Below are 26,785 nucleotides of genomic sequence, written 5' to 3' on the forward strand. Positions count from 1 at the left end.
GCTGCCTCCTAGGCTTTCGCGTCGGGACGGATCTGCATGAGCAGATCCCACTCGATCTCCGAGACGCGGCGGCCGCTGGCCGCCATGACGATGTCGCGCACGGTGCCCTCCAGGTGCGCGGCGGCCTGGGAGGCCAGGCCGACGCCCCACGCGAGGGTGCCCATGACCTTCCACCAGCGGAATCGATCCAGGTCGAAGCTGCCGCCCGCGGACTCGTAGCCGCGTACGAAGGTCGCGCGGTCGGCGAAACCGCCGAACTCCCTCGCGTCCTCGTGGAAGCGCCACATGCGCAGCGCGGGCCAGGCGACATCACGCATGGGGTCGCCGCAGCGCTGGGCGCCCTCCCAATCCAGCACGGCCCGCAGACCATCCGCGCCGATGATGATATTGCCGTTGCGGAAATCGGTGTGCAGCAAGCTGGTACGAGACGGCGGGTTCGGACGTCTGCGTTCGAGCCAACGCAGCGCCATCGCGAACACCGGTCGCTCGCCGAGCAGAGTACGCACGCCCTCTTCGGCTTCCACCAGAGTGCTCGCGGCCGGATCAGCGCCTGCGGCAGGCACGGCGCTCGGCGCCTCGGCCGGATCCACGGTGTGCAGCCTGCCCATGGCCTCGCCCCATTGCCGGGCCACCGCCTCGGCATTGCCCGCAGCGGCGATGAGCCGTAATACCTTGCGCGGCACGGTCTCCCCGTCCACGTACTCGGAAATCACGAACGGCTCGCCGACGCGGGCGGAGTCACCGCACACCGCCACCACCTCGGGCACCGGAACACCGTGTGCGCGAACCAGTTCGCGCACGGCCGCCTCGGCATCGACAGTCAGGATCTCCACCGCGGGCGGGACGATCGTGGCGACGAGCCTGCGCTCCCCCGCACCCTCGATCTCCGCGGTGAAGGCCACATTGCGCCTGCGTGCACCGGCGGAAAGGAATTCGACGCCGCCGACCCGCACCGGCGCGCCGAACTCGTCCGCCAGGAATCCGGCCAGACCGGCGGTCGGGTCGGCGTTCATTCGCCCTCCCATGTGTCGTACCCCGGTTTGGCGATTTCCAGATCGGCGCGCACGACCTCGGTCAGCGCCTGCCACAAGGCCCGCTCGTCCCCCTCGGGCACAACCGCCAGCAGCTCATTCTCCCGCTGTCCGGCCGCCGGCCCGAATTCGATCTCGCGCTGGACGATTCGGGCCAGATTCGCCCCCACCCGCGCTCGATGCTGCAATGCGGGCGGCAGCGCCGGCATCAAGGTGCCCTCCAGCAATTCGGCGAGTGCCTCCAGCAATTCGGCTGCCGACGGTCGATTCTGCACGGCGACTCCCTCATTGGATCCCGCGCTCAGCATTGCACGCCGATCGGCCCCGTGCGGCCGGGTTCGAGGACCTTGCTTCAGCCGCGCAGGTGCAGGCCGAAACCGGTGCGGCCCGCGGGTTCCAGTCCCTCCCTCAGTTGCAGCGAGGGGATCTCGTAATCACCGAAGTTCTGTCGCCGGAACGCAATCGGCTCGGTCGACTCCAGGGTGAGCAGGCGTTCCTCCCAGGCCTTGGCGATGTCCGGGAAATCCGCGTCGGTGATCCGGTCGACCCGGTACAGCAGGAACGGCGGCAGTGCCTCGATGCCCGGGTAGTAGAGGATGCCGTGGTGGATCGGGAACAGCAGATCCTCGATGGGGCCATTGATTCCGCGCGCGGCGTAGTGCGATTCCGGGCCGCCGACGGTCACCGACAGCAGGGCCTTCTTGCCCGCGAGCGTGCCTTCGCCGTAGCGTTCGCCGTACTTGGTTTCGGTGTGCTCGCCGACGCCGTAGGCGAAGCGGTAGGTGAACACCCGGTCCACCCAGCCTTTGAGGATGGCGGGCATCGTGTACCACCACAGCGGGAACTGGAAGATGATCGTGTCCGCCCACAGCAGCTTCTCCTGCTCGGCGCGGACATCCGGGGTGAGCGTCCCGGTCTCGAAGGCCCGGCCCGAGTCCAGCGCGACCTTCAGCGGGCTCGAAGCCTCGGGGCCGTAGTCCGCGGCGTCCACGACCGCCTTCCATTTCATCGCGTACAGATCGCTCACCCGCACCTCGTGCCCCGCGGACTCCAACGTGGACACCGCGAGGTCCTTCAGCGAGCCGTTGAGCGACTTCGGCTCCGGGTGGGCGTAGACGATCAGCGTCTTCATGAGAACTCCTTCGGATCGGGTGCTTTCGATCCTGAGCTCCGCGACGTCCGCCGTTCAGGGCCGCTTCTTCCATCGGACAGGGCTTCCTGGTAACGACAGGACCACCTTCGCGACCGCCGCCGCGGTGATACTGAGGGTATGGATGATCTCGCGGGCTTCCTCCGCACCCGGCGCTCCCGAGTCGACCCGGTGACCGTCGGCATCCCCACCGACAGGCACCGCCGAGTGCAAGGCCTGCGCCGCGAAGAGGTCGCACACCTGTCCGGAGTCAGCGTCGACTACTACGTCCGCCTCGAACAAGGCCGCGCCACCCAGCCCTCCGAACAGGTCCTCGACGCCCTCGCCCGCGTCCTCGGCCTGGACGACACCGAACGCGGCCACCTCTACCGCCTGGCCCGCCAACGCCGCCGCCCCGCCAAAACCCCCGCCGCCCGCCTACGCCCCGAACTCCTCCGCGTCCTCGACCTGGTCCCCCACGCTCCCGCCCTCATCATGGACCACCGCCTCGACGTGATCGCCGGAAACCGCCTGGCCGCCCTCCTCTACGGCCGCCCTCTCCCCGGCCTCAACACCGCCCGCCACATCTTCCTCGAAGAACCCGAACGCGGCCTCTACGGCGAATGGGAGAAATGCACCCTCGACGTAGTAGGCCACCTCCGCCTGGCCGCCGGCAAATACCCCGACGACCCCCGCCTGGCCTCCCTCATCGGCGAATTGGCCATGGGCAGCGACCGTTTCCGTCGCCTCTGGGCCCGCGCCGACGTCCGAGCCCGCACCCACGGCCCCAAGACCTACCACCACCCCCTGGTCGGCCTCCTCGAACTCCACCAGGAAAACTTCGCCCTCCCCGACGAATCCGGCATGGAACTGATAATCCTCTCCGCACCCCCCGCCAGCCCCACCGAAGACGGCCTCCGCCTCCTCGCCAGCCTCACCCCCACCCCCCAAACCCCCCACCCCACCCCGACCACCCGAGTCCGCGAGTAGCCCAACAGCATCCGTGCCGTGCTGGACGCGGGGTTTCGGCCTTCGTGGAGCTGTGGGCCCGCAGTTCGGCACTCACCGGCGTTGACCCGCTTGCGCATCCGTAACGGCGGGGCAGGGTCAGATGAACAAGCCGAGCACGACACCGCTGATGACCAGTTTGAGGACCCAGTCGGTCATATGCACCAAGGCGGTTGGGATCGGAACGTTTTCGTGGACGACGGCTCCGGCGAGGATGGTCACCGGAAGTACTGCCACGATCGCGCCAGCGCTGCCCGGCACCGACGCCGTGTCGATCGCCGGCGACGAGCAGTGTCGCGAGGACCGCCGCCGCCAGCAGGCCACGCAGCACCACGAGCATTGTTCGTCGATGCCACAGCAACGGCAGCAGACACGGTCGATGCGGCGATCGATCTGTTCCTGGCGGCTTACGGCCCGATTCGACTGCGCACCGACTGATGACGGCGTCATGATTCGCTGATGCAGCCATTGGGGAGTGAGCTGGGGGCGTAGGGTCGCGGGATGGCTTGCAGGATCACTGAACTCGTCATCGATTGTGTTGAACCGCAGCGGTTGGGGGAATTCTGGTGTGCGGTGCTGGGGTATGTGGAGATCGGGTGGGATGGGGATGATTTGGGGATCGGACCGGCCGAGGGTGGGTTCGGGGGGTTGCAGCCGGCGTTGGTGTTCAGTCGGAGCAAGGAGCCTCGGCGGGGGAAGTTGCCGCTGCATATCGATGTGAGTGCTACCGACCGGGATCAGGGTGCGGAGTTGGAGCGGCTGCTCGCGTTGGGGGCGCGGAAGGTGGATATCGGGCAGACCGGGGAGGAGAGCTGGCATGTGCTGGCCGATCCGGAGGGGAATGAATTCTGTTTGCTCCGTGAGCGAGTCGAGCCGGCATAGGGAGATCGGGGTGAGCCGGCGGCGCCGCTGTGCCGGATGAGTCAGCGGTGGGGGTCGGCGTGGATGTGGGAGCGCAGGCCTTGCGGGCCGAACAGGATGAGGAGTTCGACTGCGCTGCCGTCGGCGCTGCCCAGCCAGTGGGGGACGGAGGTGTCGAATTCGGCTGCCTCACCGGGCAGCAGGGTGAGGTCGCGGTGGCCGAGGACCAGGCGGAGGCGACCGGTCAGGACGTAGAGCCATTCGACGCCTTCGTGAGTCCGAGGTGTCGGGTCCGGGGGTTTCGGGCTCGCGGGGATGATCATTTTGAAGGCGTGCACGCCTCCTGGTCGGCGGGACAGCGGCAGGAAGATCATGCCGAAACGCTTGATGGGCTTCAGATGTACACGGGGGTCACCGGTGTGGGGGGCGCCGACCACGTGACCGGCGGCAGCGGCACTCCGGTCGTCCTGATTCACGGCTGGCCGCAAACCTGGTACGGCTGGTGGCCGATCATGCCCGCCCTCGCCGCACACCATACCGTCTACGCCATCGACCTCCCCGGCCTGGGCGACAGCACCGGCACACCGACCGGCTACGACAAGGCGACACTGGCGCGGTACATCCACACCCTGATGGCCGACCGGCTCGGCGTGCGCGACGCCCGCGTCATCGGCCACGATTTCGGCGCCGCCGTCGCCTTCCAATACGCCGCCCAATTCCCCTCCGACACAGCCCGACTCGGCTACCTCGACCTCCCACTCCCCGGCCCCGCGATCGACGCCCCCACCTACCGCTCCCTGAGCTGGCACATCGCCTTCCACACCCAGCCGCGCGTCCCCGAAACGGTGGTCGGCGACGACGTTCGCGACTACCTGGCCCTGTTCTACCCTCAGGTCTCCTTCGGCGGAACAGCTTTCGGCGGCACCTCGGACCGATCCCCGTTCACCGACGCCGAAATCACCGAATTCGCACGCACTTACCGCAAACCCGAGGCACTGGCCGGCGGCTTCGAGCTCTACCGCACCCTCGACGAGGACGTCCGCGACACCATTGCGACAGCACCGACCGCCGTCCCGACCCTCCTCATGACCGCCCAGGGCCAGCTCGACGCGGTCCGATCCACGGTATCGCCGCGCATCACCAATATTGTTCAGGCCGTGGACGTACCGCAGGCGGGACACTGGCTCGTCGAGGAGAACCCCGAGTTCGTCACTGCGGAACTACTGCGCTTCCTCGGCTGACGACATCGTTGAGCGCGGCGATCAGGAAATCGTTGACGGCGTCGGTGCGTTCGAGCTGGACGAGGTGGCCGGCGCCGGGGACCTCGCGGACCTGGCGCAGGTCGGTGACATTGGCGCGGAGGGTGGCGAGGGGGTCGCGGCCGCTGAAACCCTCCATGTCGGGGTCGTTTTCGCCGTACAGGAAGTAGGTGGGGACTTCGATCTTGGCGTCGGCGTAGGCGGCGGTCAGGTCCCAGTTGCGGTCGAGGTTGCGGTACCAGTTGAGGCCGCCGGTGAACCCGGTGCGTGTGAAATCGTCTACGAGGGTGTCGAATTCGGCCTCGGAGAGCCAGGGCCAAGGGAGGGCGGGGGCCTGCGGGAGAACATCGAGGTAGCCGAGGCCCGGGGGGTTCTTCCAGGTGTCGAGGTAGTGGTAGTCGGCGCTGAGGGAGTAGTAGACGCGGGCCAGGAAGTTTCGGGGATCGGCGGCCAGCTCGGCGTCGGCGATACCGGGGGTCTGGAAGTAGGAAAGATGGAGGAAGTGTCGTTCGGCGGCTTTGGTCCAGAACGCTGAGGGCGGACGCGGCGGGCGGGGGGCGAACGGATTGTTCAGGACCACGACGCCGGCTACGCGTTCCGGATTGCGCAGGGACAGTTCCCAGACCAGCTGGGCGCCGAAGTCCAGGCCGACGAAGACGGCTCGCTCCGCGCCGATGTCGTCGAGGAGGGCGAGCAGGTCGCCGATGACGGCCTCGTTGGTGTAGGCCTCCACGGCGACGGGGGCATCGGTGCGGCCGTAGCCGCGCAGGTCGGGGGCGAGGCCGCGGAAACCGGCCGCGGCGACGGCGGACAGCTGGCGGTGCCACATGAACCAGGTGTGCGGGAACCCGTGGCAGAAGACGACCGGGAAGCCCTCGCCCTGCTCCGCGACGTGCATGTGAACAGCCCCGGTGTCGAGGATCCTGTGCGTCAGCTCCACTGCTGCCTCCATTTTCTAGAACACGTTCCTATTTCAAGGTAGTGTCCAGAGGTCGTGAGCGAAATACCCAAGATTCTCGCCGGGCGGGTCGCGGTGGTGACCGGGGCCAGCCGCGGCATCGGCAAGGGCATTGCCCTGGAGCTGGGCGCGGCGGGCGCGACCGTCTTCGTCACCGGGCGCACGACCACGCCCGGGCACCTGCCCGGAACCGTGCACGCCACGGCCGCCGAGATCGACGAGCTGGGCGGGACCGGGGTCGCGGTGGTGTGCGATCACCGTGATGACGCGGCGGTGGAGACGTTGTTCGATCGGGTGAAGTACGAGTGCGGGCAGCTCGATGTGCTGGTCAACAATGTGTACAACTCCCCCGCCGCGGCGCGCTGGCTCGGGCGCAAGTTCTGGGAGGTGCCGCCCAAGGCATGGGACGAGACGTTCGATATCGGGGTGCGATCGCATTATGTGGCAAGCGTTTTCGCCGCGCCGCTGCTGATCGGGGCGGGTGGGCTGATCGTTAATGTGTCTTCGCCCGGGGCGCAACGATATATGCACAATGCGGTCTACGGCGTGGGCAAGACCGCGGTCGATCGCTTGACCGCGGATTTCGCGCACGATCTCACCGATACCGGAGTCACGGCGGTGTCGCTGTGGCCCGGCATCGTGGATACCGAACTGCTGCAGATGGTTCCGGCCGACGAGCAGGGCCGCCGCCTGGTCACCCTGCCCGGCGAGGGCACCTATGACCTGGCCGCCGCGGAATCCCCTCGATTCCCGGGCCGTGCGGTGGTGGCGCTGGCCGCCGACCCGGACCGGCGCAAACGCAGTGGCGCGGCCTGGAAGGTGGCCGATCTCGCCGAGAGCTACGGCTTCACCGATATCGACGGCCGCGTCCCCCGCGCCGACTGACGACCAAAGACATTCCCGGAGAACAGGAGTACAAGATAGTGATGCGACGCGTTTTCGTCGTGGGCGTGCACATGACGCCGTTCGTGAAGATCGCCTCCCGCGACTGGACCTACCCGGAGATGGTCGGCGAGGCCGTGCGCGGGGCGCTCGGCGATGCGGGCGTCGGCTACGACAAGGTGCAGCGCGCCGCCGTCGGCTACGTCTTCCAGCCCTCGGCCGCGGGGCAGCGGGCCTTGTACGACATTGGGCTGACCGGGATTCCGGTGGTCAATGTGAACAATAACTGCGCCACCGGGTCGACCGCGCTCATGCTCGCCCGGGAATGGGTCGGCAGCGGGATCGTGGATGTGGCGCTGGCGGTGGGCTTCGAGCAGATGACCAAGGAGTCCATGGCCGGGCCGGCGACCAAGCCGAAGGCCACCACGGTGGACCCGCATCTGAAGGTCATGCGCGAGCAGTACGACTTCAGCCAGGCGCCGATCACCACGCAGTTCTTCGGCAATGCGGCCATCGAGCACATGAAGCGCTACGGCACCACGCCCGAGCAGCTGGCGGCGGTCGCGGTCAAGAACCACGAGCACTCCACGCGAAACCCCTTGGCGCAGTTCCAGGATGCGTACACCCTCGAGCAGGTGCTGACCGACAAGCCAGTGCACGGGCCGCTGACGCGCTCGCAGTGCTCCCCCATGTCCGATGGCGCGGCGGCGGCCGTGGTGGTCAGTGAGGAGTTCGTGCGCGAGCACGGGCTCGAAGGGCAGGCGATCGAAATCCTGGCCCAGGAGCTCGCTACCGATGATGCGACGTCCTTCTCCACCGGATCCATGATCGATGTCGTCGGCGCGCCCATGACCCGCGCGGCAGCCGGAAAGGTGTTCGCCACCGCGGGAATCGGCATCAACGACGTCGATGTGATCGAGCTGCACGACTGCTTCAGCATCAACGAGCTCATCACTTATGAGGCGCTGGGCCTGTGCGGTGAAGGCGAGTCCGGTGCGCTCGTGGAGTCCGGCGCCACCACCTATGGCGGCGCCTGGGTGGTGAATCCGTCCGGCGGGCTCATCTCCAAGGGCCATCCGCTCGGCGCCACCGGGCTCGCGCAGGCCACCGAATTGTCCTGGCAGCTGCGCGGACTCGCGGGCGAGCGGCAGGTGGCGGGCGCGCGCACCGCCCTCGCGCACAATCTCGGACTCGGCGGCGCGGTGGTGGTCACCCTCTACGCCGCCGGCACGCTCTGACAGCACTATTCGCAGGGAGTTGGAAACGCAATGACCACAATCGATCCCGAGACCCGGCTGCGGATGCCCGTGCACAATGGCCACGCGCTGGTCGCCGGGCTGCGGCGGCATCGCAATCGGCCGGTGCTCACCCTCGGTGACGCCGTGCTCACCGGCGGTCAGGTGCTCGATGCCATCAGCCGCTACATTGCCGCGTTCGCCGAGCACGGGGTGGGGACCGGGACGCCGGTGGGCGTGCTCGCGCTGAACCGCCCGGAAGTCCTGTTCACCATTGGCGCGGGGCAGATCGTGGGTTCGCGGCGGACCGCGCTGCATCCCATCGGCGGTCTGGACGATCACGCGTATGTGCTTGCCGACGCCGGGATTTCGACGCTCATCCTGGATCCGGTGCCCGCCTTCGTGCAGCGCGCCCGGGAGCTGGTCGACCTGGTGCCCGGATTGCACAAGGTGCTGGTGCTGGGGCCGGTGCCGGAGGCGCTGGCCGATGTGGGCGTCGATCTGCTGGCCGCGGCCGACGGCTACGAGCCGCAGCCGGTCGAGGCCGCCGAATTGCGGCCCGATGACGTCATTTCCATCAGCTACACCGGCGGCACCACGGGCAAGCCGAAGGGCGTCATCGGCACATCGCAGTGCATGTCCACCATGACGCAGATCCAGCTGTCGGAATGGGAATGGCCCAAGCATCCGAAATTCCTGATCTGCACGCCGCTTTCGCATGCTGGCGCGGCGTTCTTCCTGCCGGTGGTGCTGCTCGGCGGGCAGTGCGTGGTGCTGCCGCGCTTCGATGCCGGAGAAGTGTTGCGCGCCATCGAGGAACACCGGATCTCGGCCACCATGCTGGTGCCGTCCATGCTGTATGCGCTGCTGGATCACCCGGATTCGAAGACCCGGGACCTGTCGTCGCTGGAGACGGTCTACTACGGCGCTTCGGCCATCGATCCGAATCGCTTGCAGGAGGCCATCGATCGCTTCGGGCCGATTTTCGCGCAGTACTTCGGGCAGTCCGAGGCGCCGATGGCCATCAGCTATCTGGCCAAGGACGAGCACGACAAGGAGCGGTTGACCTCCTGCGGCCGGCCCTCCACCGCGATCCGGGTGGCGCTGCTGGACGACAAGGACAATCCTGTCGTGCCCGGCGAGGTCGGTGAGATCTGCGTGTCCGGACCGCTGCTCGCCGCGGGCTACCTGAATCTGCCCGAGGTCACCGCGGACACCTTCAAGAACGGCTGGCTGCGCACCGGCGACCTGGCGCGACAGGATGAGGACGGCTTCCTCTTCATCGTCGGCCGCAGTAAGGACATGGTCGTGACCGGCGGGTTCAATGTCTTCCCGCGCGAGGTGGAAGACGTTGTCTCCGAACATCCCAAGGTGCACAATGTGGCCGTCGTCGGCGTCCCCGACGCGCACTGGGGTGAGGCCGTCACCGCCGTGCTGGTGCTCGATCCGCAGACCGCCGCCGATCCGGACGCCGTGGCGGCCGTGACCGCCGAGATCCAGCAGGCCGTCAAGCAGCGCAAGGGTTCCGTGCAGGTGCCCAAGCACGTCCTCGTCATCGACGAGCTGCCGCTCACCGGCCTGGGCAAGCCCGATAAGAAGGCCGTCCGCGTGATAGCTCAGGAACGCCTGGGCCTCGCCTGATCAGCAGGGCGTGATCGAGCGCCCCAACAACGCTCGATCACGCCTGCTCGGCGCGAGGTGGAGCCGTCCGCACGGTGCGTATCAGTTCGACGCCCCGGCGGGCACTGGCTGCTCCGGTCTCCACCACCGCACGAGTCACGAAGTGCCCCACTGCCGTCACGATAAACATGACGGCGATGAGAATCGGCGCGTACTCCCACGTGAGGGCCAGCATCATGCGCTCGAAGGTGCCGCGCGGCTCCACCACCGGCTCCCAGCTGTTGAGCCGCACCCAGCGGCCCAGGAAAACGCCTATCGCGCACAGGAAATGGACCGCGATCGTCACCGGCGTCCGCCACGACGACAGCCCCGACCGGTCCAGGAACCGGCCCGTCTCCCTGAGCACCAGGTAATACGCCAGGAATCCCGAGGCGATGAACGCCGCGTACACCGGCAGCACCGTGCTCACCACGGGCCCGTCCCCCACCGCCCGCACGTCATAGCGCAGATGCACGAGATCGGTCACCACATACGGCGCATTCGGCAGGAACAGCACGATCAACACGACCCCGGCCCACCACACCGGCGATACCGGCAACCGCCCGGCCCTCACCGTCCCCAGCCGGAATACCAGCAGCGCCAACGCCACCGGAATCCACGCCAGCATCGTGTTCCACGCCAACCAGAAGAAGTTGCGGCTCAAGACCCCCGAGAGGCTCGGCGCAACCGCGTCCACCAAGTCCATGCCGATCATCATGCCTACACCGCGGGCCGATCCGCCTCCGGTTATCCGCCCGCAGCGTGGATCCACACAGAACCCACACAAACCGGGCACACAACCACCGCGCTACGAACCCGCCTCCGCCTGTTCGACAGCGAACCAGCCTCGGCACACGTCAACCGGGCGCCGCAATCATGCGGCGCCCGGTTGAAAGCCTGTGCTCAGCGCGTCAGGAGAACTTGATCTCGAGCCCGATGCCGAGAATCGAGATCAACCAGATCACCCCGATGAAGATCGTGATGCGGTCGAGGTTCTTCTCCACCACGGTGGAACCCGACAGGCTGGACTGCACGCCGCCACCGAAAAGGCTGGACAGACCTCCACCCTTCGCGCGGTGCAACAGCACCAGCAGCACCAGCAGCACGCTGGTGATGATCAGGAGGATATCCAGGAACATGCGCATGCCGGAGATTGTATGCGGTGGTCACGGAGACCTTCACATACACCCTGGTTGCAGCGTCAACATCAGGTGTCGCAGCGTTGCCGGTGAACAGCACTCGAATGCTGAACGGTTGCCCAGTCCGTTTCCGGGGCCTTGACCGGGCACGCGGTCCGATGAATCCCCTAGTGGTGCCCGAGGTGGTCCGACCGAAAGATGCCCCGATCAGGACTGTTAATCGAAGTAACACACATCACCCCCTAATCGACCGCCGCCGCATAGGAACCCGACGTCACCGCCGGTATCGTCGTCGTTCGCCAGTCGACCCCAGGATCGCTGCGGAGTCCCTGGGGTCGACTCGGCGCGAGCCGAGCACCCCCTTCGCATCGGCTCGCAATCGCCCAACGGGTTGGTCCTGCAACTACCCGGACGGCATCTCGGATAGTCGGTACCTCAGCGGGAACACGTGCCCGCTGAGGTACCGACGCACGGCGGAAGACAGAGAACTCGAATCCCAAGGCAAAGCCTCGATCTCGCTAGCAACGAGTCCCGGCACCCTGACCGGTTTATCTTCCCTCTCCACCGGGATGATCCAGCGGTACAACCACATTCGCAGGAGCACGGGAGTGGTGCAACGGATTTTCCGTGGGCCGCTGCGGGAGTTGCCGCGTCGCAGACGGGTCAGCGGGCGTCCTCGACGGCGATGAGGTGAGTGATTTCGTCTTCGCCGAGCGTGTATTTGGCTACTTCCTGTTCGCCGCGGAGGTCTTGGGCGGTGAGGCGGACTTCGTGCTGGTGCATATGCTCTGCCCAGGAGCGGACGACGAAGGCTTCGACATATTGGTCGGCTACGCCGACGTCGCGGTAGAGGCGCCATTCCATGGCGCCGGTGCGCTGACGGGAGCGGCCTACGCGGGCCATGGCGGTGACGAATTCTTCGGTCACTTCGGAGGGGACGTGGTAACGGCGGAGGACGAGGACGGGGCCGTCGGCGGGGTCGGGTTCGCAGACGATGTCGGGTTCGGGCCAGAAGGCCATGGGGGTGAGGTCGAAGCCGGTGGCGTCCTGGCGGATCGGCCACCAGAGGAGGCTCGCCGCGCAGAAGGCCAGCAGGCCAGCGGCTATCAGTAGCGCCGATTGGATGCCCAGGGCGTTGCCGACCGCACCCCAGAGCAGGGAGCCGACGGCTTGGCCGCCCATGAAGACCAGGGTGTAGACCGACATGCCGCGGGCTCGGACCCAGGAGGGGAGCATGAGCAGCATGGTCGAGTTCAGGGTGGACATGGCCAGGGGCCAGCCGATGCCGGCGATCAGGAGGACGGGCAGGACCACGACCAGGTGTTCCACCAGGGCCAGGACCAGGGTCGCGCCGCCGAACAGGAGGGCCGACAGGGTCAGCATTCGGGTCGCGGTCAGGCGGGCGCGCAGGCGGGCGAAGGAGACGCCGCCCAGGACCGCGCCGATACCGAGGGCGCCGAGCATGAGGCCGTAGCCGGCGGACGACAGGCCGAGCCGTTCGTGCGCGACCACCGGCAGCAGCGCCCACACCGCGCTCGCCGGGATGATGAAGAGCACCGAGCGCAGCAGTACCCGGCGGATCGCGGGACCGGAGCGCACGAATCGCATACCGGCCTGCAATGCGGCGAAGGGGCGCTCCTGCGGCAGCTTCTCCTCGCGCACCGGACGCCGCCACGAAATGAGCACCAGCACAATGCCGATGAACGACACGGCATTGAGCGCGAAGACGAACGACGGGCCCGCGGCTGCGACCAGCACACCGGCAATGGCCGGCCCCACCGCGCGAGCACTGTTGACGCTCAAGCCGTTCAGCGCCGAGGCGGCCGGAATCTGTTCGCGCGGGACCAGTTCCGGCTGAATCGACTGCCAGGTGGGCATGGTCAGCGCCGACCCGCAGCCCATCAGGAACAGCAGGCCCAGCAGCACACCGGGAGTGGTGTACCCGCGCGCTGTGGAGACGGCGAGCACCAGCGCGATGACCGCCATCGCCGACTGCGCACCGATCAGCAGCCGCCGCCGGTCGATCAGGTCGGCCAGCACCCCGGAAGGAATGACCAGCAACACCACCGGCAGCGTGGTCGCGGTCTGCACGAGCGAAACCAACATCGCCGCATTCGGCTCGTCCACCAGCAGCCACTGCGCGCCCACCGTCTGCATCCACGTGCCGAGATTGGACGCCAGCTGCGCGACCCACAACGCCCGATACACCTTCGAGGCCAGCGGCGCCCAGGCCGACACAGGAGTGGGTTGCACACGAACATCGGTCACCGGAGGAAGCATATGCCCAGCTGAGCGCCCTACCGAATGCACGCGGCGCAATTCCGGCGCGAGATTTGCCGGAATCCACCGGGACGGCACGGATCCCGGCCTCGAGCACACCGGCATGGCGAGCCGGTCTCACGCCCGGGTGGCGTGCCCTCAGGACTCGTGGGCCGAGGCCATGCGGTCGGCGTAGGCGGCGAGCATGTCTTCGACCAGGTCGAGGACGGCGGTGTCGAGGTCGGGGCGTTGGTAGACGCCGCGGACTACGGCTTCGCCGGAGAAGAGGTGGAGGAGCATGAAGAAGAGGGGTTCGCGGACTCGAGGTGGGTAGGCGTCGAGGAGGCCGCTGCGTTCGAGGGTTGCGACGATTTCGCGGTAGTAGGTTTCGGCTATGGGGGCGATGCGGGCGCGGAGGTCCGGATCGGAGCGGGCGGCGAGGTAGATCTCACGCAGGGCGTGGGTGAGGTTGGACTGCTGGGCCATGCGGAGGAAGCGGAGCGCTACGTCGAGTGGATTGTCTTGGGCGCCAAGGTGATCCATGGTGACGCGGTAGGCCTCGAGTTGGCGGCCGAAGGCTTCTTCGGCGGTGCGCACAATGAGGTCGAGGCGGGTGTCGAACTGGCGGAACATGGCGCCGGCCGAGAGGGCGGCGCGACCGCAGATCTCCTGGACGGTGGCGCGCTGGTAGCCGACTTCGCCGATGGCGGCGATGGTGGCGTCGACCAGCTTCGCCACGGTGGCTGCCCGGCGTTCCGATTGCGTCCGGCGCGGGCGGGAAACTTCGCTCACCTCGCACATCCTGCCGTGTCGGCGCGGTTGTGCGAACAGTCGGGCCGACGTGACCGTTGACACACTCCGCGCGGCGGCCGTAGTCTCGCCATCGCAACATAGAAAACAAACACTCTCTATCTTATGAGGGTGGGCGCTCGGCCGCGGTGGCGGCGTGGAGGAGTTCGATATGACAGCGGGGACCCGGACCGCGATTGCCCGGACGTGCCTGGGGGTGGCTGCCGGACTGGCGCTCGCCGCGTGCCCGGTGGTTGCGAATACGGCTGCGGCACAACCTGTTCCGGTACAGCCGGCGCTGCCTTTCCCGGTGCCGCCGGCGCCGCCGTATCTGGATACCGCGTTCTACCAACCGGATCCGGCGCGGGTGGCGGCGGCGCAGCCCGGGGAGATTCTCACGGCGCGGCAGGTGAACCTGGCCAATTTCTGGTTGATTCCGCTCAATGTGAAGGCGTGGCAGCTGTCATACCGGTCGAGCAATACTCGCGGGGAGCCGATCGCGGCGGTCGCCACCGTCATCGTGCCGCACCGCGCCGCGCCCACCGGCGAACGCTCGCTGCTGTCGTTCCAGATGGCCGAGGATTCGCTGTCGATCAATTGCGCGCCCTCCTACACCTTGCAGATGGGTTCGCTGCCCAACCCGCTGAACCCGGTCATCGGCGCGGAGTTCATCGAGGTGCAGGCCATGCTGCAACTCGGGCACGCGGTGGTGGTGCCCGATCATCAAGGCCCGAACGCCGCGTACGCGGTCGGCCCGCTCGGCGGCCGCATCACCCTCGACGGCATTCGCGCCGCGGAGAATTTCGAACCCGCCGGGCTGCCGGGCGCGAATACCCGTGTCGGACTGTGGGGTTACTCCGGCGGCGCGATTCCCACCGCGCACGCGGCCGAACTCCAGCCCGAGTACGCGCCGGAGCTGAACCTGGTCGGCACCGCGGCGGGCGGTCTCATGGCCGATATCCGCATGGCCATCGACTACAACAACGGCACCTCGACTTTCGGCGGCGCGGTGCTGGGCGGCCTGTTCGGAGTGGCGCGCGAGTACCCCGAGGTCAACCAGTTCATCGACCGGTACATGAACCCGCTCGGCAAGGCGGCCCGGGTGGTGCACGAAGGACAGTGCGTGGCACTGCAATTCGCGGCCTTCCCGTTCGTGAACATCAAGGGCCTGTTCGACTATCCCGGCGATCCCATGCGGGCCCCGGAAATGCAGCCGGTCCTCGACGAACTCACCCTGGGCAAGCGCGGCACTCCCCCGAGCCCGGTCTACATCTACGAATCCCCCTTCGACGAGGTGATGCCGATCAACGCGGTCAACAACCTCTACGACACCTACTGCAAGGATCCCGAAGCCCGCGTCTTCTACACCCGCGACCTGCTCAGCGAGCACGGCATCGCGGCGGTCTCCGGCACCGCGAGCGCGGTGCTGTGGCTCAATGACCGGCTCAATGGCGTGAGCGTCCCGGCCGGTTGCAACAACCGCGATGTCATCACCTCGCTGCTGGATCCGGGCGCCATAGGCGCTTTCGTCAACACGATCGGCCAGACCCTCGCGTCGGCGCTGGGAATGCCGGTGTAGTCCGTACGATCGGCCTTATGTCAGCTACTCGAGCGTGTGGCGTCCTGCTCGCCGTGACCCTGGCCGCGGCGGGCTGCTCCTCCGGCAGCGACACCGATCCGCAGCCCGAGGCGACGCCCATGGGCAAGGAGTACGTCTCCACCAAGGTCGAGGGCCTGCCGATTCCCGGCGGCGGGCCATTGAACCTGGGATTCAAGGACAATCGGGTGATGGCGAGCGCGGGCTGCAACTCCGCATCCGGGCCGGTCACCCTGAACGGGAACGTGCTCGAAACCGGCCAACTGGCCATGACCTTGATCGGCTGCCCGGAGCCCACCGCCGGGGCCGACGGCTGGATGACCGGCCTGCTGGAATCCAAGCCCACCTGGAAGCTCGACGGGCCGAATCTGACCATTACCGGCAATGGCAGCACCGTCACCCTGCTGGATCGCAAGGTCGCCCATCCAGACAAGCCGCTCACCGGTACCACGTGGGTGGTCACCTCGCTGGTGCGGCCTGATGCCGTGGTGAGCTCGGTCGCCCTCGACGAGGCGCGGCCGACCCTGACCATCGCACCGGACGGCGCGGTCTCCGGCAGCGCCGGCTGCAATCGGATGACCGGCACCGCCGAGATCGCGGGCAACGACGTCACCTTCAAGATCGGCACCACCAAGATGCTGTGCGCACCGGAGGTGATGGAGGTCGAGACCCAGGTGCTCGGGGCCCTCGACGGAAAGACCACGGCCACCGTCGATTCCGACATGCTGACCATCAGCAATGCGGCCAACGGCACCGGCCTGAAGCTGACGGCGGAGTAAAAGCGTTGTCGCCGGGCGGCACCCGCCCGGTACCGTCCGGCGACATGAACGATCGCTATATCAATGTGGTGGATGTGGAGGCCACCTGCTGGGAGAAGGCCAATCCGCCCGGCATGCCGAGCGAGATCATCGAGATCGGCCTGTGCGTGCTCGATTCCCACACCCTGGAACGGGTGAGCAAGCACAGCATTCTGGTGCGCCCGGATCGGTCCACGGTGAGTGAATTCTGTACGCAGCTCACCACTCTCACCCCCGAGCAGGTCGCGGGCGGCATCTCCTTCGCCGAGGCGTGCGAGCTCCTGCGCACCGAATTCCACGCGGATTCCCGCCCCTGGGCGAGCTGGGGCGACTACGACCGCAAGCAGTTCGAACGCCAGTGTGGCGCAACCGGAGTCCCGTATCCCTTCGGTTCACGCCACACCAACGCCAAACTCGCCTTCTCCGAATCCCGTGGCACCCACCGCCGTTACGGTATGGAGGGCGCCCTGGCCATATCGGAGCTGCCCCTGGAGGGCACCCACCACCGGGGCGGCGATGACGCGTGGAACATCGCCGCCCTCGTCATCGAGATGATGAAGCAGGACGCCTGGCCCGGCGCTACCGCGTCTCAGCTGTAGAGCCGGGACAGGAAGGCGTTCATGTTCTCGACGACCCGCTCGACCTTCTCCTCGGTGGAGATGAGGTCCTCGCGATACCGGCGGCCCAGGGCCGGCTGGCGCTTGTTGCGCGCGTACAGCGAGCACGCCAGGTCGGTGCACAGATAGGTGCCGACGGTATTGCCCTTGCGGCCGGAGTCGCCGGCCTTGGGAGCGGTCATCAGGGATACGCCGTGCGCGGTGTGCGTGGTGGTGCAGACCGTGCACATCTGGGTCTTGCCGGAGCCGCCGGTCTCGTAGCGCAGCAGCACGCCGACCAGGCGGTCATCCTGCGGGACAACGAGATAGGCGCGGCCCGGGTAGGACGGATCGGTCCAGCCCAGGAAGTCCAGGTCCTCCCAGGGACGGGTGTCGAGGTCACGCGGGACCGGCATGCGCTTGGCATCGCCCTTGGAACCGTTGACGATCGACGCCCGGATATCGCGTTCGGTAATCGGTTTCATGATGGTTGCAGCTCCTTGGAAGTAGTAGTGACAATGGCGCGCCGGGCGGGAATGGCGACGGTGACGGCCGCGGCCAGCACCGCCGCCGCGCAGCCGATCAGCAGGCCGGCGCGGAATCCGGTCTCGGACGGCAGTGCGTAGGAACCGAACTGGATCGTCAGCTGCGAGAGCACCACGCCCACAACGGCTGCCGCGATCGACGAACCGATCGACCGCATCAGCGTGTTGAAACTATTGGCGGCGGCGGTTTCCGACAGCGGCACCGCACCCATGATCAGCGCCGGCAGCGTGCCGTAGGCCAGGCCGATGCCCGCGGCGCACACGCAGGTGAGCACCAGCAGACCCCAGGCCGAACCCATCAGCAGCAGACCGGAGGCATATCCGGCGGCGATGACGAGCGAGCCGATGATCAGCGTGGTCCGCGGACCGCGGGCGGCCGAGAGCCGGGCGCCCAGCGGCGACACCGCCATCATGACCAGACCCGACGGCGCCATCCACAGGCCCATGCCCAGCATCGATTGCCCCAGACCGTATCCCGTGGCCTCCGGCAGCTGCAGCAGCTGCGGCACCAGCAGTGACTGCGCGTAGACCGCGAAGCCCAGCACCAGCCCGACCACATTGGTCAGCAGCACCTGCGGGCGCGCGGTGACGCGCAGATCGACCAGCGGATCGGTGGTGAACAGCTCCCACCGCGCCCAGGCGATCAGCAGCACCACCGCGGCGGCGAACAGCCCCACTGTCGGACCGCTGGACCAGCCCCAGCCCGCGCCCTTGGACATGGCCAGCAGCAGGCAAACCAGTCCGGCGCCCAGGCCGAGCGCGCCCGGCACGTCGAAACGACCTGCGGGGGAAGCATTCCCGGTCGCGGGAATGAACACCCGGATCAGCCCTGCGATGACGGTGCACACCACGGCCGCGCCCCAGAAGAGCACATGCCAGTTGGTGTGCTGCGCGACGGCGGCGGCCATCGGCAGGCCCAGGGCCCCGCCGATACCCATCGACGTGCTCATGACCGCGATGGCCGACCCGAGGCGTTCGGGCGGCAGCAGATCCCGCATGGCGCTGATGCCCAGCGGCACGATGCCCATGCCCAGACCCTGCAAGCCGCGGCCGATGATCATCGGCGCGAGCGAATCGGCCATGGCGCACAGCACCGACCCGGCGATCAGCGGCACGGTGGACACCAGCAGCATGCGCCGCTTGCCGTACATATCGCCGAGCCGTCCGGCGATCGGCGTGGCCACCGCCGCTGATAGCAGCGTCGCCGTGATCGCCCAGGAGGCGTCGGCGGCGCTGGTGTGCAGCAGCCGGGGCAGATCACCGATCAAGGGCACGACCAGTGTCTGCATCAGCGCGGCGAGGATGCCGGCCGCGGCCAGCACGGTGAGCACACCGGTGGGCCGTACCGCGGGGACGGGCGGGTTCATGAGCTTTTCCTTATCTGACGTGAACGACTGCGTGTACGATACACGCAGTGGGTATAATACACACAACGTGCGAGATACACGCAACGTGTTTATTACACAGCCCGTGCCCGATACACGGAGCGCGTGGTATACCTGCCGAGAAAACCAATGCCGAGCAGCGAGGATGCCGATGGACAAGCCCTTGGATCTGGTGGAGTTCGAGACGATGCTGCTGGGGCGGTACACCCTCGTGACCCGCACCAGCCGGACCTTGGACCGCAGCGCCTACACCCTGCTCAGCCGATTGCGCGATCAGGAATCCATGTCCATCGGCCAGCTCAGCGAGGCGCTCGGACTGGAGGCGTCCACGCTGCGGCGGCAGACCGCGGCCATGATGCGCGACGGGCTCATCGAGCGCATTCCGGATCCGGACGGCGGTATGGCCCGGCGCTTCCGGGTCACGCCCGAGGGCGAGCGGCAGCTGGACAACGAGCGCAGCGAGAACATCAAGGCTTTAGAGGTCACCATGGCCGGCTGGTCCCCCGAAGACGTCGCCGCGTTCGCCGGATATTTGCGCCGATTCAACACCGATATCGAGCACATGACCGGCCGTCCTTGGCCACGATGAGAAGGAGCGTGCGGCCCGGCCGACCTTCGGCGTGGAGTTGCCACGGAGATGCCCATTTCACATCTACGCTGAGGCCGACGTACGCGACATATGGGACATATGGGAGAGGTGGGTCGTATCAACGAGCGCGAAGCGGAGCTGGACCAATGGTTTCGTGCCGAAATCGCCGCCACGAAACCGGGACCTACTCGGCCACAACAGGAACCACTGACTCCCGGCACACCCCTGACCGGCGCGCAATGCCTCGAACTGTTCGACGCCCAGGCCACCGCCCGGCACCTCGACTTCGCGGCGCGGCGGCTCACCCGCGACGGGCGGGGGTACTACAGCATCGGCTCCTCCGGGCACGAGGGCAATGCGGCGGTGGCCGCGGCCCTGCGCAGCACCGATCCGGCGCTGCTGCACTATCGCTCGGCCGGATTCTTCGTGCAGCGGGCCCGGCAGGTCCCCGGGCTCGACCCCGTCCGCGATGTGCTGCTGGGCGTGGCCGCGGCGGCCTCGGACCCCATTTCCGGTGGGCGGCACAAGGTTTTCGGCAGTAAGCCCGCCCATGTGATTCCGCAGACCTCCACCATCGCCTCGCATCTGCCGCGCGCGGTGGGGCTGGCCTTCGCCATCGACCGGGCCGCGAATCTGGGGGTGGCCTGCGAGTGGCCCGGGGATGCGGTGGTGGTGTGCAGTTTCGGCGATGCCTCCGCCAATCATTCGACGGCGGCCGGGGCCATCAATACCGCCGTGCACACCGCGCATCTGGGCGTGCCCATGCCGGTGCTGTTCGTGTGCGAGGACAACGGGATCGGCATCAGCGTGCCGACGCCGCGGACCTGGATCGAGCACGCCTACGGGGCCCGGCCCGGGCTGCGCTACTTCGATGCCGATGGCGCGGATCTGGTCGATGCGGTCACCGTCGTCCGGCAGGCGGCGGATTATGTTCGCGCGCACCGTAAACCGGCATTTCTGCGATTGCGGACCGTGCGGCTGCTCGGCCATGCGGGCTCGGATGTGGAGGCGGCCTACCGGCGGCCCGCCGAGCTGGCGGCGGATCTGCGCCGGGATCCGGTGACGCGCACCGGGGAACTGCTGATCACCTCCGGCGTGGCGACGCCCGGTGAAGTGCTGCGACGCTACGACGACATCGGGGCCAGGGTCGCCGAGATGGCCGAAAAGGTCTCGGGTGAAACGAAACTCGAGTCCGCGGCCGCGGTCACGGCCAGCCTCGCGCCGGCCCGGCCGACGGTCGTGCGCACCGATGCCATCCGCTCGGTCGGTCCGGCGGATCCGGCCAAGGCCGCCACTCCCCTCGTGCTCAATCCGGCTCCGGCCGCGGCCGCCACCGGCGATCCGATGACATTGGCGCAGGCCATCAATCACACGCTCGGGCAATTGCTGACGCGCGATCCCGACGTGCTGGTCTTCGGCGAGGACGTCGGCCGCAAGGGCGGGGTGTACGGCGTCACCAAGGGGTTGCAGCAGACCTTCGGCGTGCGGCGGGTTTTCGACACGCTGCTCGACGAGCAGAGCGTGCTGGGCACCGCGCTCGGGACGGGGCTGGCCGGATTCGTGCCGATTCCGGAGATCCAGTACCTCGCCTATGTGCACAACGCCGAGGACCAGCTGCGCGGCGAGGCCGCGACGCTGTCGTTCTTCTCCAGTGGGCAGTACCGGAATCCGCTGGTGGTGCGGATCGCCGGGTACGCCTATCAGAAGGGGTTCGGCGGGCATTTCCACAATGACAATTCCATTGCGGCGCTGCGGGATATCCCCGGGGTCGTGATCGCCTCGCCGTCGCGGGCCGATGACGCCGCGGCCATGTTGCGGACGTGCGTGTCGGCGGCCCGGGTGGACGGGCGGGTGTGCGTCTTCCTGGAGCCGATCGCGCTGTATCACACGCGCGATCTGCATCGGCCGGGCGACGGCGGTTGGGCCGCACCGATTTCCGGTGTGCGGCACGTCGAGATCGGCTCGGCGCGGGTGCACGGCACCGGCACCCATCTCACCATTGTGAGCTTCGCCAATGGGGTGCCCATGAGCCTGCGGGTGGCGCGGCGGCTGGCCGCGCGCGGCATTCACGCCCGCGTGCTCGATCTGCGCTGGCTCGCACCGCTGCCGGTGGACGAGCTGCTGGACAATGCCCGCGCCACCGGGCGGGTGCTCATCGCCGACGAAACCCGCCGCAGCGGAGGCATTTCCGAGGCCGTGTGCGCGGCGCTGCTGGATGCCGGATTCGACGGGCCGATCGCCCGCGTCACGAGCGAGGACAGTTTCGTCCCGCTCGGCCCGGCCGCCAATACGGTGCTGCTGGACGAGGACCGGATCGAGGCGGCCGCCGAAAAGCTCATTGCCGCACCCTGATCCGGATGACAACGTACCGGGATAACCGTGATGAGGGGGTACGGCATCCCGGTACGTCGCCGGCGCCGGTCCGGTCGGCGCCCCGGCGCCGATGAGGGGGCGGCGCCAGGTTTATCTACGTAGTACGTACGTAGTTAGTAATACCGGATGGCGGTGACGCCGCGCAACCACGCAGGTCGCACGCGTCGACCGCGCGCATCTCACACGTCAACCGTGCTGTGCCCGCATGTCATCCGCGCAGCGCCCGAGCCGTCTTCGACTCGGTGTGCGTGGCCAGCCCCTCCGGGGCGCCCTCGTAGAGGATTCGCCCGCCGTAGCGACCGGGTCCGGGCCCGAGGTCGATCACCCAATCGGCCCGGCGAATGACATCGAGGTTGTGCTCGATGACGACGAGGGTGTTGCCCTTGTCGACGAGCCGGCCCAGCACCTCCAGGAGGGTGTCGATATCGGACAGGTGCAAGCCCGTGGTGGGCTCGTCGAGCACATAGATGGTGTGCCCGTTGCGTTTCGCGAGTTCCTTGGCGATCTTCAGCCGCTGGCATTCGCCCCCGGACAGGGTGGTGAGCGACTGACCGAGACGCAGGTAGCCGAGGCCGACCTCCTCGACGTGCCGGAGCGCGCGGGTGATGGCCGGGTCCGGAAAACGCTGGGCGGCTTCGTCGATGGTGAGGTCGTCCACATCGGCGATGCTCAGCCCGTCGAGCGTGTACGCGAGCACCTCCGGCGTGAAGCGGCGGCCGCCGCAGGTCTCGCACACGACCTCCTGGCCGTCCATGAACGCCAGATCGGTGTAGACCACGCCGAGTCCGTTGCAAGCCGGGCAGGCCCCTTCGGAGTTGGCGCTGAACAGGGTGGGGCTCACCCCATTACGGGCGGCGAACAGTTTGCGGACCGCGGGGGCGATGCCGGTGTAGGTGATGGGTGTGGAGCGGCGGTTGGTGGTGACCGCGCGCTGATCGACGATGGTGGCGGGGTGCTGTTCGACCAGTTCGGCGATCAGGCTCGATTTGCCCGCGCCCGCGACGCCGGTGACGGCGGTGAGCACACCGGTGGGGATGTCGACGCCGATGCCCTCGAGGTTGTTGCGGGTCGCGTTCTCGATGCGGAACTTGCCGGTCGCCGGGCGCGGTGTGGTCGAGCGGCGGCGCTGACGCAGGGCCCGGCCGGTGAGGGTGTCTGCGGTGCTCAGGTCCTCGTATGAGCCTTGGAACACGACCTCACCCCCGGCGACGCCCGCGCCGGGCCCGATTTCGACGATGTGGTCGGCGATGCGCATGACATCCGGATCGTGTTCGACCACCAGCACGGTGTTTCCCTTGTCCCGCAACTGCTTCAGCAGCTCGGTCATCGAGCGCACATCGTGCGGGTGCAGGCCGACGGTGGGTTCGTCGAAGACGTACAGCATTTCGGTGAGGCTGTTGCCCAGGTGCTTGACCGTCTTGATGCGCTGGGATTCGCCGCCGGACAAGGTGGTGGTGGGCCGGGCGAGCGACAGATAGCCCAGCCCGATATCGGCCAGCGCGGTGAGCCGGTCGTGCAGGGCCGCCACCACCGGGGCCACATTCGATGCCGTCACGCCCGGAATCAGGTCGGCCAGTTCCCCGATCTCCATGCGACTCATCTCGATAATGGTGCGGCCGAGCACCCGCGCCGTCCGAGCCGCCTCGTCGAGCCGCTCACCGTGGCATTCCAGGCAGGTCCGCGAGTGCGTGAAGCGTTCCACCACAGCCTGTTTGCGCTCGGAGGGGTTGTCGGCGGTGTGCAGGTAGATGCGCTCGAAGCGGTTGATCACCCCTTCGTAATCCTTGGGCGGGCGGGTGCCCAGCCGGGCCGCGGCCTCGCCGCCGTAGAGCAGCGCGTGGCGTTCGTCGGCGGACCAGTCGCGCAGCGGGGTCGACGCGTCGAACGAGCCGATATCGGCGTACTGGCGATACCAGAACTGCCCGTTTCCGAAGCCGGGCAACAGGATCGCGCCCTGCGCCAGCGACTTGTCCAGGTCGAGCACGCTGTCCACATCGGTCACGATCGTCTCCCCCAGCCCCGAACAGGTGGGGCACATCCCGGCGCGGTCGTTGAACGAGAAGTGGTTCGACTCGCCGACATACGGCTCGCTCGCCCGCGAGAACAGCAGTCGCAGATAGCTGTACGTATCGGTAATGGTGCCCACGGTCGACCGGGCATTGCCGCCCAGGCGTTTCTGGTCGATCACCACGACCGGCGACAGCCCGTCGATGGCGTCCACCTCGGGGCGGCTCCAGCGCGGCAGCCGATTGCGCACGAACGGCGGATAGGTCTCGTTGACCTGATAGCCCGCCTCGGCGGCGATGGTGTCGAAAACCAGCGAGGACTTGCCCGAGCCGGAGACGCCGACGAACACCACGAGGCTGTTGCGCGGCACATCGATATCGATGCCGCGCAGGTTGTTGGTGCGCGCCGCCCGAATCCGGATGGCACGGCGATGAAGCAGGTCAGCGGGCTGTGTCGTCGTCATACTTCGACGCTACGAATAGATGCGGCCGGATCCTGACCGCAATTCGAGCCATGATGGAGCCATGCCCGATGTCACGCGCCGCATGCTCGACCTGCTGGCCCAGCTGCAAACCGGCCGCCGCTTCAGCGGCCACGAGCTGGCCGGGCGATTGGAGATCAGCCCGCGCACGCTGCGCCGCGATGTGGAGCGGTTGCGCGACTACGGCTATCCGGTGACGACCCAGCCCGGACCGAGCGGCTTCTACCAGCTCGCCGCGGGCCGCACCCTGCCGCCGCTGGTGCTCGACGACGAGGAAGCGGTCGCCACACTGGTGGGCCTGGCCCTGCTCGGCGCGACCGCGCCGCCCGAGCCGGAGGGCCACGCCGATATGGGCACCGCCGCCGACCGCGCCTTCGGCAAGATCGACCAGTTCCTCCCCAAACGCCTACGCCCCCAGGTCGGGGCCCTCCGCTCGACGGTGGAAGCCGCGCCCCTGGCCGCCCCCGCGGTCGACCCGGAGGCCCTGACCGCCCTCGGCCTGGCCGCGGCCCGCCACGAGGTGGTGACCTTCGACTACACCAGCCGCAGCGGCCGCATCACGCCCCGGCGGGTCGAACCGTATCGGCAGGTCCACCTGCACCTGCGCTGGTACCTGCTGGCCTGGGATATCGAACGCGCCGATTGGCGCACTTTCCGCCTGGATCGGGTTGCCGGGATCACCCGCACCGCAGCCCCTTTCACGCCGCGCCCGCTGCCCGCACGCTCGGCCGCGGACTACCTGAGGGCAGGGCTCACCGCCGGACGGCACCGCGCGGTGGCGGTGGTCGAAGCCGGCGCGAGCGCGGTCGCCGATGCGCTGAAGTTCCAGGACTGCGATATCGAACCGCTGTCCGCCGACCGGTGCCGAGTCAGCATCCGGGTCGACTCCTTCGAATGGATGATCCTCACTATCGCCTTCCTCGGCGTGGACTTCCACCTCGAGGAGCCCGCCGAGTTCCGGGATCGCAGCCTCGAACTCGCCGACCGCCTGCGCGCGGCGGCGACCGCTCGCGGGTAAGGATCCCCTCAGGTTTCGTCCGTACACTCGTGCGCGGTCGACAGAAGGAGCAATGGTGCGCCGGACGGCAGGGCAGGTGGTTCGATGAGCGTCGCCGCATGCCTGCTGTTGTACGGGTTCGCGGTCGCCGTGCTCGCACCCCGCCTGCTGCAACGCGTGACCCATGCGGGCGCGGCTCCTCGGGTCGCTCTCATCGCCTGGCTGGCGTCCATGGCCTCGACGGTCGCCGCCTGGTCGGCCGCGACGATCCTGCTGCTCATGGACCTTGTCTCCCATGGCATTTCCACCGCGCCCAAACGGTTCCTGGATACCTGCGTGACCCATCTGCACGACGCATCGGTCGGCCGGTACGGTACGCCGGTCCAGGCCGGTCTCCTGCTCCTGGCCGGGTTCGTCGCCCTTGCCGCCGGGGTGCTGGGGCTGCGGCTGGCGAAGTCTCTGCTGCGCGCCCGGCGCAGCACCCTCGAACACGCACAGCTGACCCGCATGGCGGGCCGTCAGCATCCCGAGCTGGATGCCGTCGTACTCGAGGTCGACGAGCCCGCCGCGTATTGCGTTGCGGGCAAACCACATACGATCGTGCTCAGCAGAGCGGTCCTCGCGGCCCTCCCGGACGACCACCTCGACGCGGTCCTCAGCCACGAGCGCGCCCACCTCGCCGGCCGCCACCACCTCCTGCTGGCCGGCACCCGCGGGCTGGCCGCCGTCCTCCCCCGCCTCACCCTCTTCACCATTGGCGCCACCGAGGTCGCCCGCCTGCTCGAAATGCTCGCCGACGACGCCGCCGCCCGCATCCACGGCCGCGGCACCGTGCTGCACGCCCTGCGCACGCTCTCCGGCATGAAGGCCGGTCCGGCGGGAGCGCTCGGGGCCGCCGAAGTCGCCCTGGCCGCCCGCATGCAGCGACTGTCCACGCCGACCGCCCCCGCCGCACGCACCCGGGCCCGGCTCGGCCTCACCGCCGCGGCGGCCACGGCCACCCTCGCTCCCCTGGCCTCCGTGCTGACCGCCGCTCTCGGGATCGCGCTCTGCACACCGTTTTCCGGATGAGCGCAGCGATGCCGGGCTGCTATCATCATCCGGTGATCGATCTCCGACAGACTTGGTGGCGGCTGCTACAACAGCCCGCTTAGTCATGTCCCCGGGCTGTACGCAGCCCGTGACACAGTCCGATCTCCGCGCGGTTCG

Annotated in this window: 26 protein-coding genes; 13 read left to right on the forward strand and 13 right to left on the reverse strand. The window is 68.0% G+C overall.

The window, feature by feature from the left end; all coding sequences use genetic code 11:
• Positions 1 to 8: 8 nt before the first annotated feature.
• The 3 genes from ACFVIV_RS05645 to ACFVIV_RS05655 form a co-directional block, all read right to left on the reverse strand.
• Positions 9 to 1,013, reverse strand: a complete 1,005-nt coding sequence (locus tag ACFVIV_RS05645) for a phosphotransferase family protein (protein WP_379193589.1) — start codon at positions 1,011 to 1,013, stop codon at positions 9 to 11.
• Complete coding sequence (locus ACFVIV_RS05650) at positions 1,010 to 1,306, reverse strand: DUF6285 domain-containing protein (protein ID WP_379193590.1); 297 nt, start codon at positions 1,304 to 1,306, stop codon at positions 1,010 to 1,012. The genes ACFVIV_RS05645 and ACFVIV_RS05650 overlap by 4 nt, the downstream gene beginning before the upstream one ends.
• A gap of 77 nt (positions 1,307 to 1,383) precedes the next feature.
• Positions 1,384 to 2,163, reverse strand: coding sequence for an NAD(P)H-dependent oxidoreductase (locus tag ACFVIV_RS05655; protein WP_379193591.1), 780 nt, complete (start codon positions 2,161 to 2,163; stop codon positions 1,384 to 1,386).
• A gap of 138 nt (positions 2,164 to 2,301) precedes the next feature.
• Here ACFVIV_RS05655 and ACFVIV_RS05660 point away from each other — a divergent pair, with 138 nt between their 5' ends.
• Positions 2,302 to 3,150 carry a helix-turn-helix transcriptional regulator gene (locus ACFVIV_RS05660; protein ID WP_379193592.1) on the forward strand — a complete coding sequence of 283 codons (849 nt, stop codon included), beginning with the start codon at positions 2,302 to 2,304 and terminating at the stop codon, positions 3,148 to 3,150.
• Positions 3,151 to 3,267: 117 nt separating this feature from the next.
• Here ACFVIV_RS05660 and ACFVIV_RS05665 read toward each other — a convergent pair whose 3' ends face one another.
• Positions 3,268 to 3,405: a hypothetical protein gene (locus tag ACFVIV_RS05665; RefSeq protein ID WP_379193593.1), complete on the reverse strand. Its 138-nt coding sequence runs from the start codon at positions 3,403 to 3,405 to the stop codon at positions 3,268 to 3,270.
• Between the two features lie 264 nt (positions 3,406 to 3,669).
• Between ACFVIV_RS05665 and ACFVIV_RS05670 the strand changes: the two genes are divergently transcribed.
• Positions 3,670 to 4,050 carry a VOC family protein gene (locus ACFVIV_RS05670; protein ID WP_379193594.1) on the forward strand — a complete coding sequence of 127 codons (381 nt, stop codon included), beginning with the start codon at positions 3,670 to 3,672 and terminating at the stop codon, positions 4,048 to 4,050.
• Between the two features lie 41 nt (positions 4,051 to 4,091).
• Here the strand turns inward: ACFVIV_RS05670 and ACFVIV_RS05675 are convergent, their stop codons facing one another.
• Positions 4,092 to 4,403, reverse strand: coding sequence for a cupin domain-containing protein (locus ACFVIV_RS05675; RefSeq protein WP_379193595.1), 312 nt, complete (start codon positions 4,401 to 4,403; stop codon positions 4,092 to 4,094).
• Between the two features lie 24 nt (positions 4,404 to 4,427).
• On the opposite strand from ACFVIV_RS05675, the gene ACFVIV_RS05680 reads away from it, so the two are divergent.
• Complete coding sequence (locus ACFVIV_RS05680) at positions 4,428 to 5,270, forward strand: alpha/beta fold hydrolase (RefSeq protein WP_379193596.1); 843 nt, start codon at positions 4,428 to 4,430, stop codon at positions 5,268 to 5,270.
• Here ACFVIV_RS05680 and ACFVIV_RS05685 read toward each other — a convergent pair.
• A complete protein-coding gene (locus tag ACFVIV_RS05685) occupies positions 5,239 to 6,228 on the reverse strand; it encodes an alpha/beta fold hydrolase (RefSeq protein ID WP_379193597.1) in 990 nt (329 codons plus the stop codon). The two genes, ACFVIV_RS05680 and ACFVIV_RS05685, sit on opposite strands and share 32 nt — an antisense overlap.
• Positions 6,229 to 6,282: 54 nt before the next feature.
• On the opposite strand from ACFVIV_RS05685, the gene ACFVIV_RS05690 reads away from it, so the two are divergent.
• Genes ACFVIV_RS05690 through fadD8 form a run of 3 tightly spaced genes read left to right on the forward strand, consistent with a single transcriptional unit; the run spans position 6,283 to position 10,004 of the window.
• Positions 6,283 to 7,131 (forward strand): SDR family NAD(P)-dependent oxidoreductase, encoded by an 849-nt coding sequence (locus tag ACFVIV_RS05690; RefSeq protein ID WP_379193598.1) that lies wholly within the window; start codon positions 6,283 to 6,285, stop codon positions 7,129 to 7,131.
• Positions 7,132 to 7,172: 41 nt separating this feature from the next.
• Positions 7,173 to 8,366 (forward strand): beta-ketoacyl synthase N-terminal-like domain-containing protein, encoded by a 1,194-nt coding sequence (locus ACFVIV_RS05695; RefSeq protein WP_379193599.1) that lies wholly within the window; start codon positions 7,173 to 7,175, stop codon positions 8,364 to 8,366.
• A 30-nt stretch (positions 8,367 to 8,396) separates the two neighbouring features.
• On the forward strand, positions 8,397 to 10,004 hold the full coding sequence (gene fadD8 / locus ACFVIV_RS05700) for a fatty-acid--CoA ligase FadD8 (RefSeq protein ID WP_379193600.1): 1,608 nt from the start codon (positions 8,397 to 8,399) through the stop codon (positions 10,002 to 10,004).
• Positions 10,005 to 10,041: 37 nt separating this feature from the next.
• On the opposite strand, the gene ACFVIV_RS05705 is transcribed toward fadD8, so the two are convergent.
• The 4 genes from ACFVIV_RS05705 to ACFVIV_RS05720 all read right to left on the reverse strand — a co-directional run bounded on the left by ACFVIV_RS05705 (position 10,042) and on the right by ACFVIV_RS05720 (position 14,212).
• On the reverse strand, positions 10,042 to 10,728 hold the full coding sequence (locus ACFVIV_RS05705; RefSeq protein WP_379193601.1) for a DUF1361 domain-containing protein: 687 nt from the start codon (positions 10,726 to 10,728) through the stop codon (positions 10,042 to 10,044).
• Positions 10,729 to 10,933: 205 nt separating this feature from the next.
• Complete coding sequence (secG, locus tag ACFVIV_RS05710) at positions 10,934 to 11,167, reverse strand: preprotein translocase subunit SecG (RefSeq protein WP_067545013.1); 234 nt, start codon at positions 11,165 to 11,167, stop codon at positions 10,934 to 10,936.
• 657 nt (positions 11,168 to 11,824) lie between these two features.
• Positions 11,825 to 13,441 (reverse strand): MFS transporter, encoded by a 1,617-nt coding sequence (locus ACFVIV_RS05715; protein ID WP_379193602.1) that lies wholly within the window; start codon positions 13,439 to 13,441, stop codon positions 11,825 to 11,827.
• A 138-nt stretch (positions 13,442 to 13,579) separates the two neighbouring features.
• Positions 13,580 to 14,212 carry a TetR/AcrR family transcriptional regulator gene (locus ACFVIV_RS05720; protein ID WP_379193603.1) on the reverse strand — a complete coding sequence of 211 codons (633 nt, stop codon included), beginning with the start codon at positions 14,210 to 14,212 and terminating at the stop codon, positions 13,580 to 13,582.
• 169 nt (positions 14,213 to 14,381) lie between these two features.
• Between ACFVIV_RS05720 and ACFVIV_RS05725 the strand changes: the two genes are divergently transcribed.
• Genes ACFVIV_RS05725 through ACFVIV_RS05735 form a run of 3 tightly spaced genes read left to right on the forward strand, consistent with a single transcriptional unit; the run spans position 14,382 to position 17,202 of the window.
• Positions 14,382 to 15,788: a lipase family protein gene (locus ACFVIV_RS05725; RefSeq protein ID WP_379193604.1), complete on the forward strand. Its 1,407-nt coding sequence runs from the start codon at positions 14,382 to 14,384 to the stop codon at positions 15,786 to 15,788.
• A gap of 17 nt (positions 15,789 to 15,805) precedes the next feature.
• Positions 15,806 to 16,585, forward strand: a complete 780-nt coding sequence (locus ACFVIV_RS05730; RefSeq protein WP_379193605.1) for an META domain-containing protein — start codon at positions 15,806 to 15,808, stop codon at positions 16,583 to 16,585.
• A gap of 44 nt (positions 16,586 to 16,629) precedes the next feature.
• The gene (locus ACFVIV_RS05735) at positions 16,630 to 17,202 is read left to right on the forward strand and encodes an exonuclease domain-containing protein (RefSeq protein WP_379193606.1); all 573 of its coding nucleotides are present in this window, start codon (positions 16,630 to 16,632) and stop codon (positions 17,200 to 17,202) included.
• Here the strand turns inward: ACFVIV_RS05735 and ACFVIV_RS05740 are convergent.
• Positions 17,193 to 17,684, reverse strand: a complete 492-nt coding sequence (locus ACFVIV_RS05740) for an FBP domain-containing protein (protein WP_379193607.1) — start codon at positions 17,682 to 17,684, stop codon at positions 17,193 to 17,195. The two genes, ACFVIV_RS05735 and ACFVIV_RS05740, sit on opposite strands and share 10 nt — an antisense overlap.
• The gene (locus tag ACFVIV_RS05745; RefSeq protein ID WP_379193608.1) at positions 17,681 to 19,111 is read right to left on the reverse strand and encodes an MFS transporter; all 1,431 of its coding nucleotides are present in this window, start codon (positions 19,109 to 19,111) and stop codon (positions 17,681 to 17,683) included. Before ACFVIV_RS05745 ends, ACFVIV_RS05740 begins: the two co-directional genes overlap by 4 nt.
• Before the next feature lie 169 nt (positions 19,112 to 19,280).
• Between ACFVIV_RS05745 and ACFVIV_RS05750 the strand changes: the two genes are divergently transcribed.
• Positions 19,281 to 19,718 carry a MarR family winged helix-turn-helix transcriptional regulator gene (locus tag ACFVIV_RS05750; protein ID WP_379193609.1) on the forward strand — a complete coding sequence of 146 codons (438 nt, stop codon included), beginning with the start codon at positions 19,281 to 19,283 and terminating at the stop codon, positions 19,716 to 19,718.
• A gap of 108 nt (positions 19,719 to 19,826) precedes the next feature.
• Entirely contained in the window at positions 19,827 to 22,070 is a 2,244-nt protein-coding gene (locus tag ACFVIV_RS05755; protein WP_379193610.1) for a thiamine pyrophosphate-dependent enzyme, read from the forward strand.
• Between the two features lie 229 nt (positions 22,071 to 22,299).
• On the opposite strand, the gene ACFVIV_RS05760 is transcribed toward ACFVIV_RS05755, so the two are convergent.
• Positions 22,300 to 24,561 (reverse strand): ATP-binding cassette domain-containing protein, encoded by a 2,262-nt coding sequence (locus tag ACFVIV_RS05760; protein ID WP_379193611.1) that lies wholly within the window; start codon positions 24,559 to 24,561, stop codon positions 22,300 to 22,302.
• A gap of 61 nt (positions 24,562 to 24,622) precedes the next feature.
• Here ACFVIV_RS05760 and ACFVIV_RS05765 point away from each other — a divergent pair, with 61 nt between their 5' ends.
• Positions 24,623 to 25,597, forward strand: coding sequence for a helix-turn-helix transcriptional regulator (locus tag ACFVIV_RS05765; RefSeq protein WP_379193612.1), 975 nt, complete (start codon positions 24,623 to 24,625; stop codon positions 25,595 to 25,597).
• Between the two features lie 84 nt (positions 25,598 to 25,681).
• The gene (locus ACFVIV_RS05770) at positions 25,682 to 26,647 is read left to right on the forward strand and encodes a M56 family metallopeptidase (protein ID WP_379193613.1); all 966 of its coding nucleotides are present in this window, start codon (positions 25,682 to 25,684) and stop codon (positions 26,645 to 26,647) included.
• The last annotated feature ends 138 nt before the right edge of the window (positions 26,648 to 26,785 follow it).

Source organism: Nocardia sp. NPDC127526, from assembly GCF_042672265.1.
Classification (GTDB): domain Bacteria; phylum Actinomycetota; class Actinomycetes; order Mycobacteriales; family Mycobacteriaceae; genus Nocardia.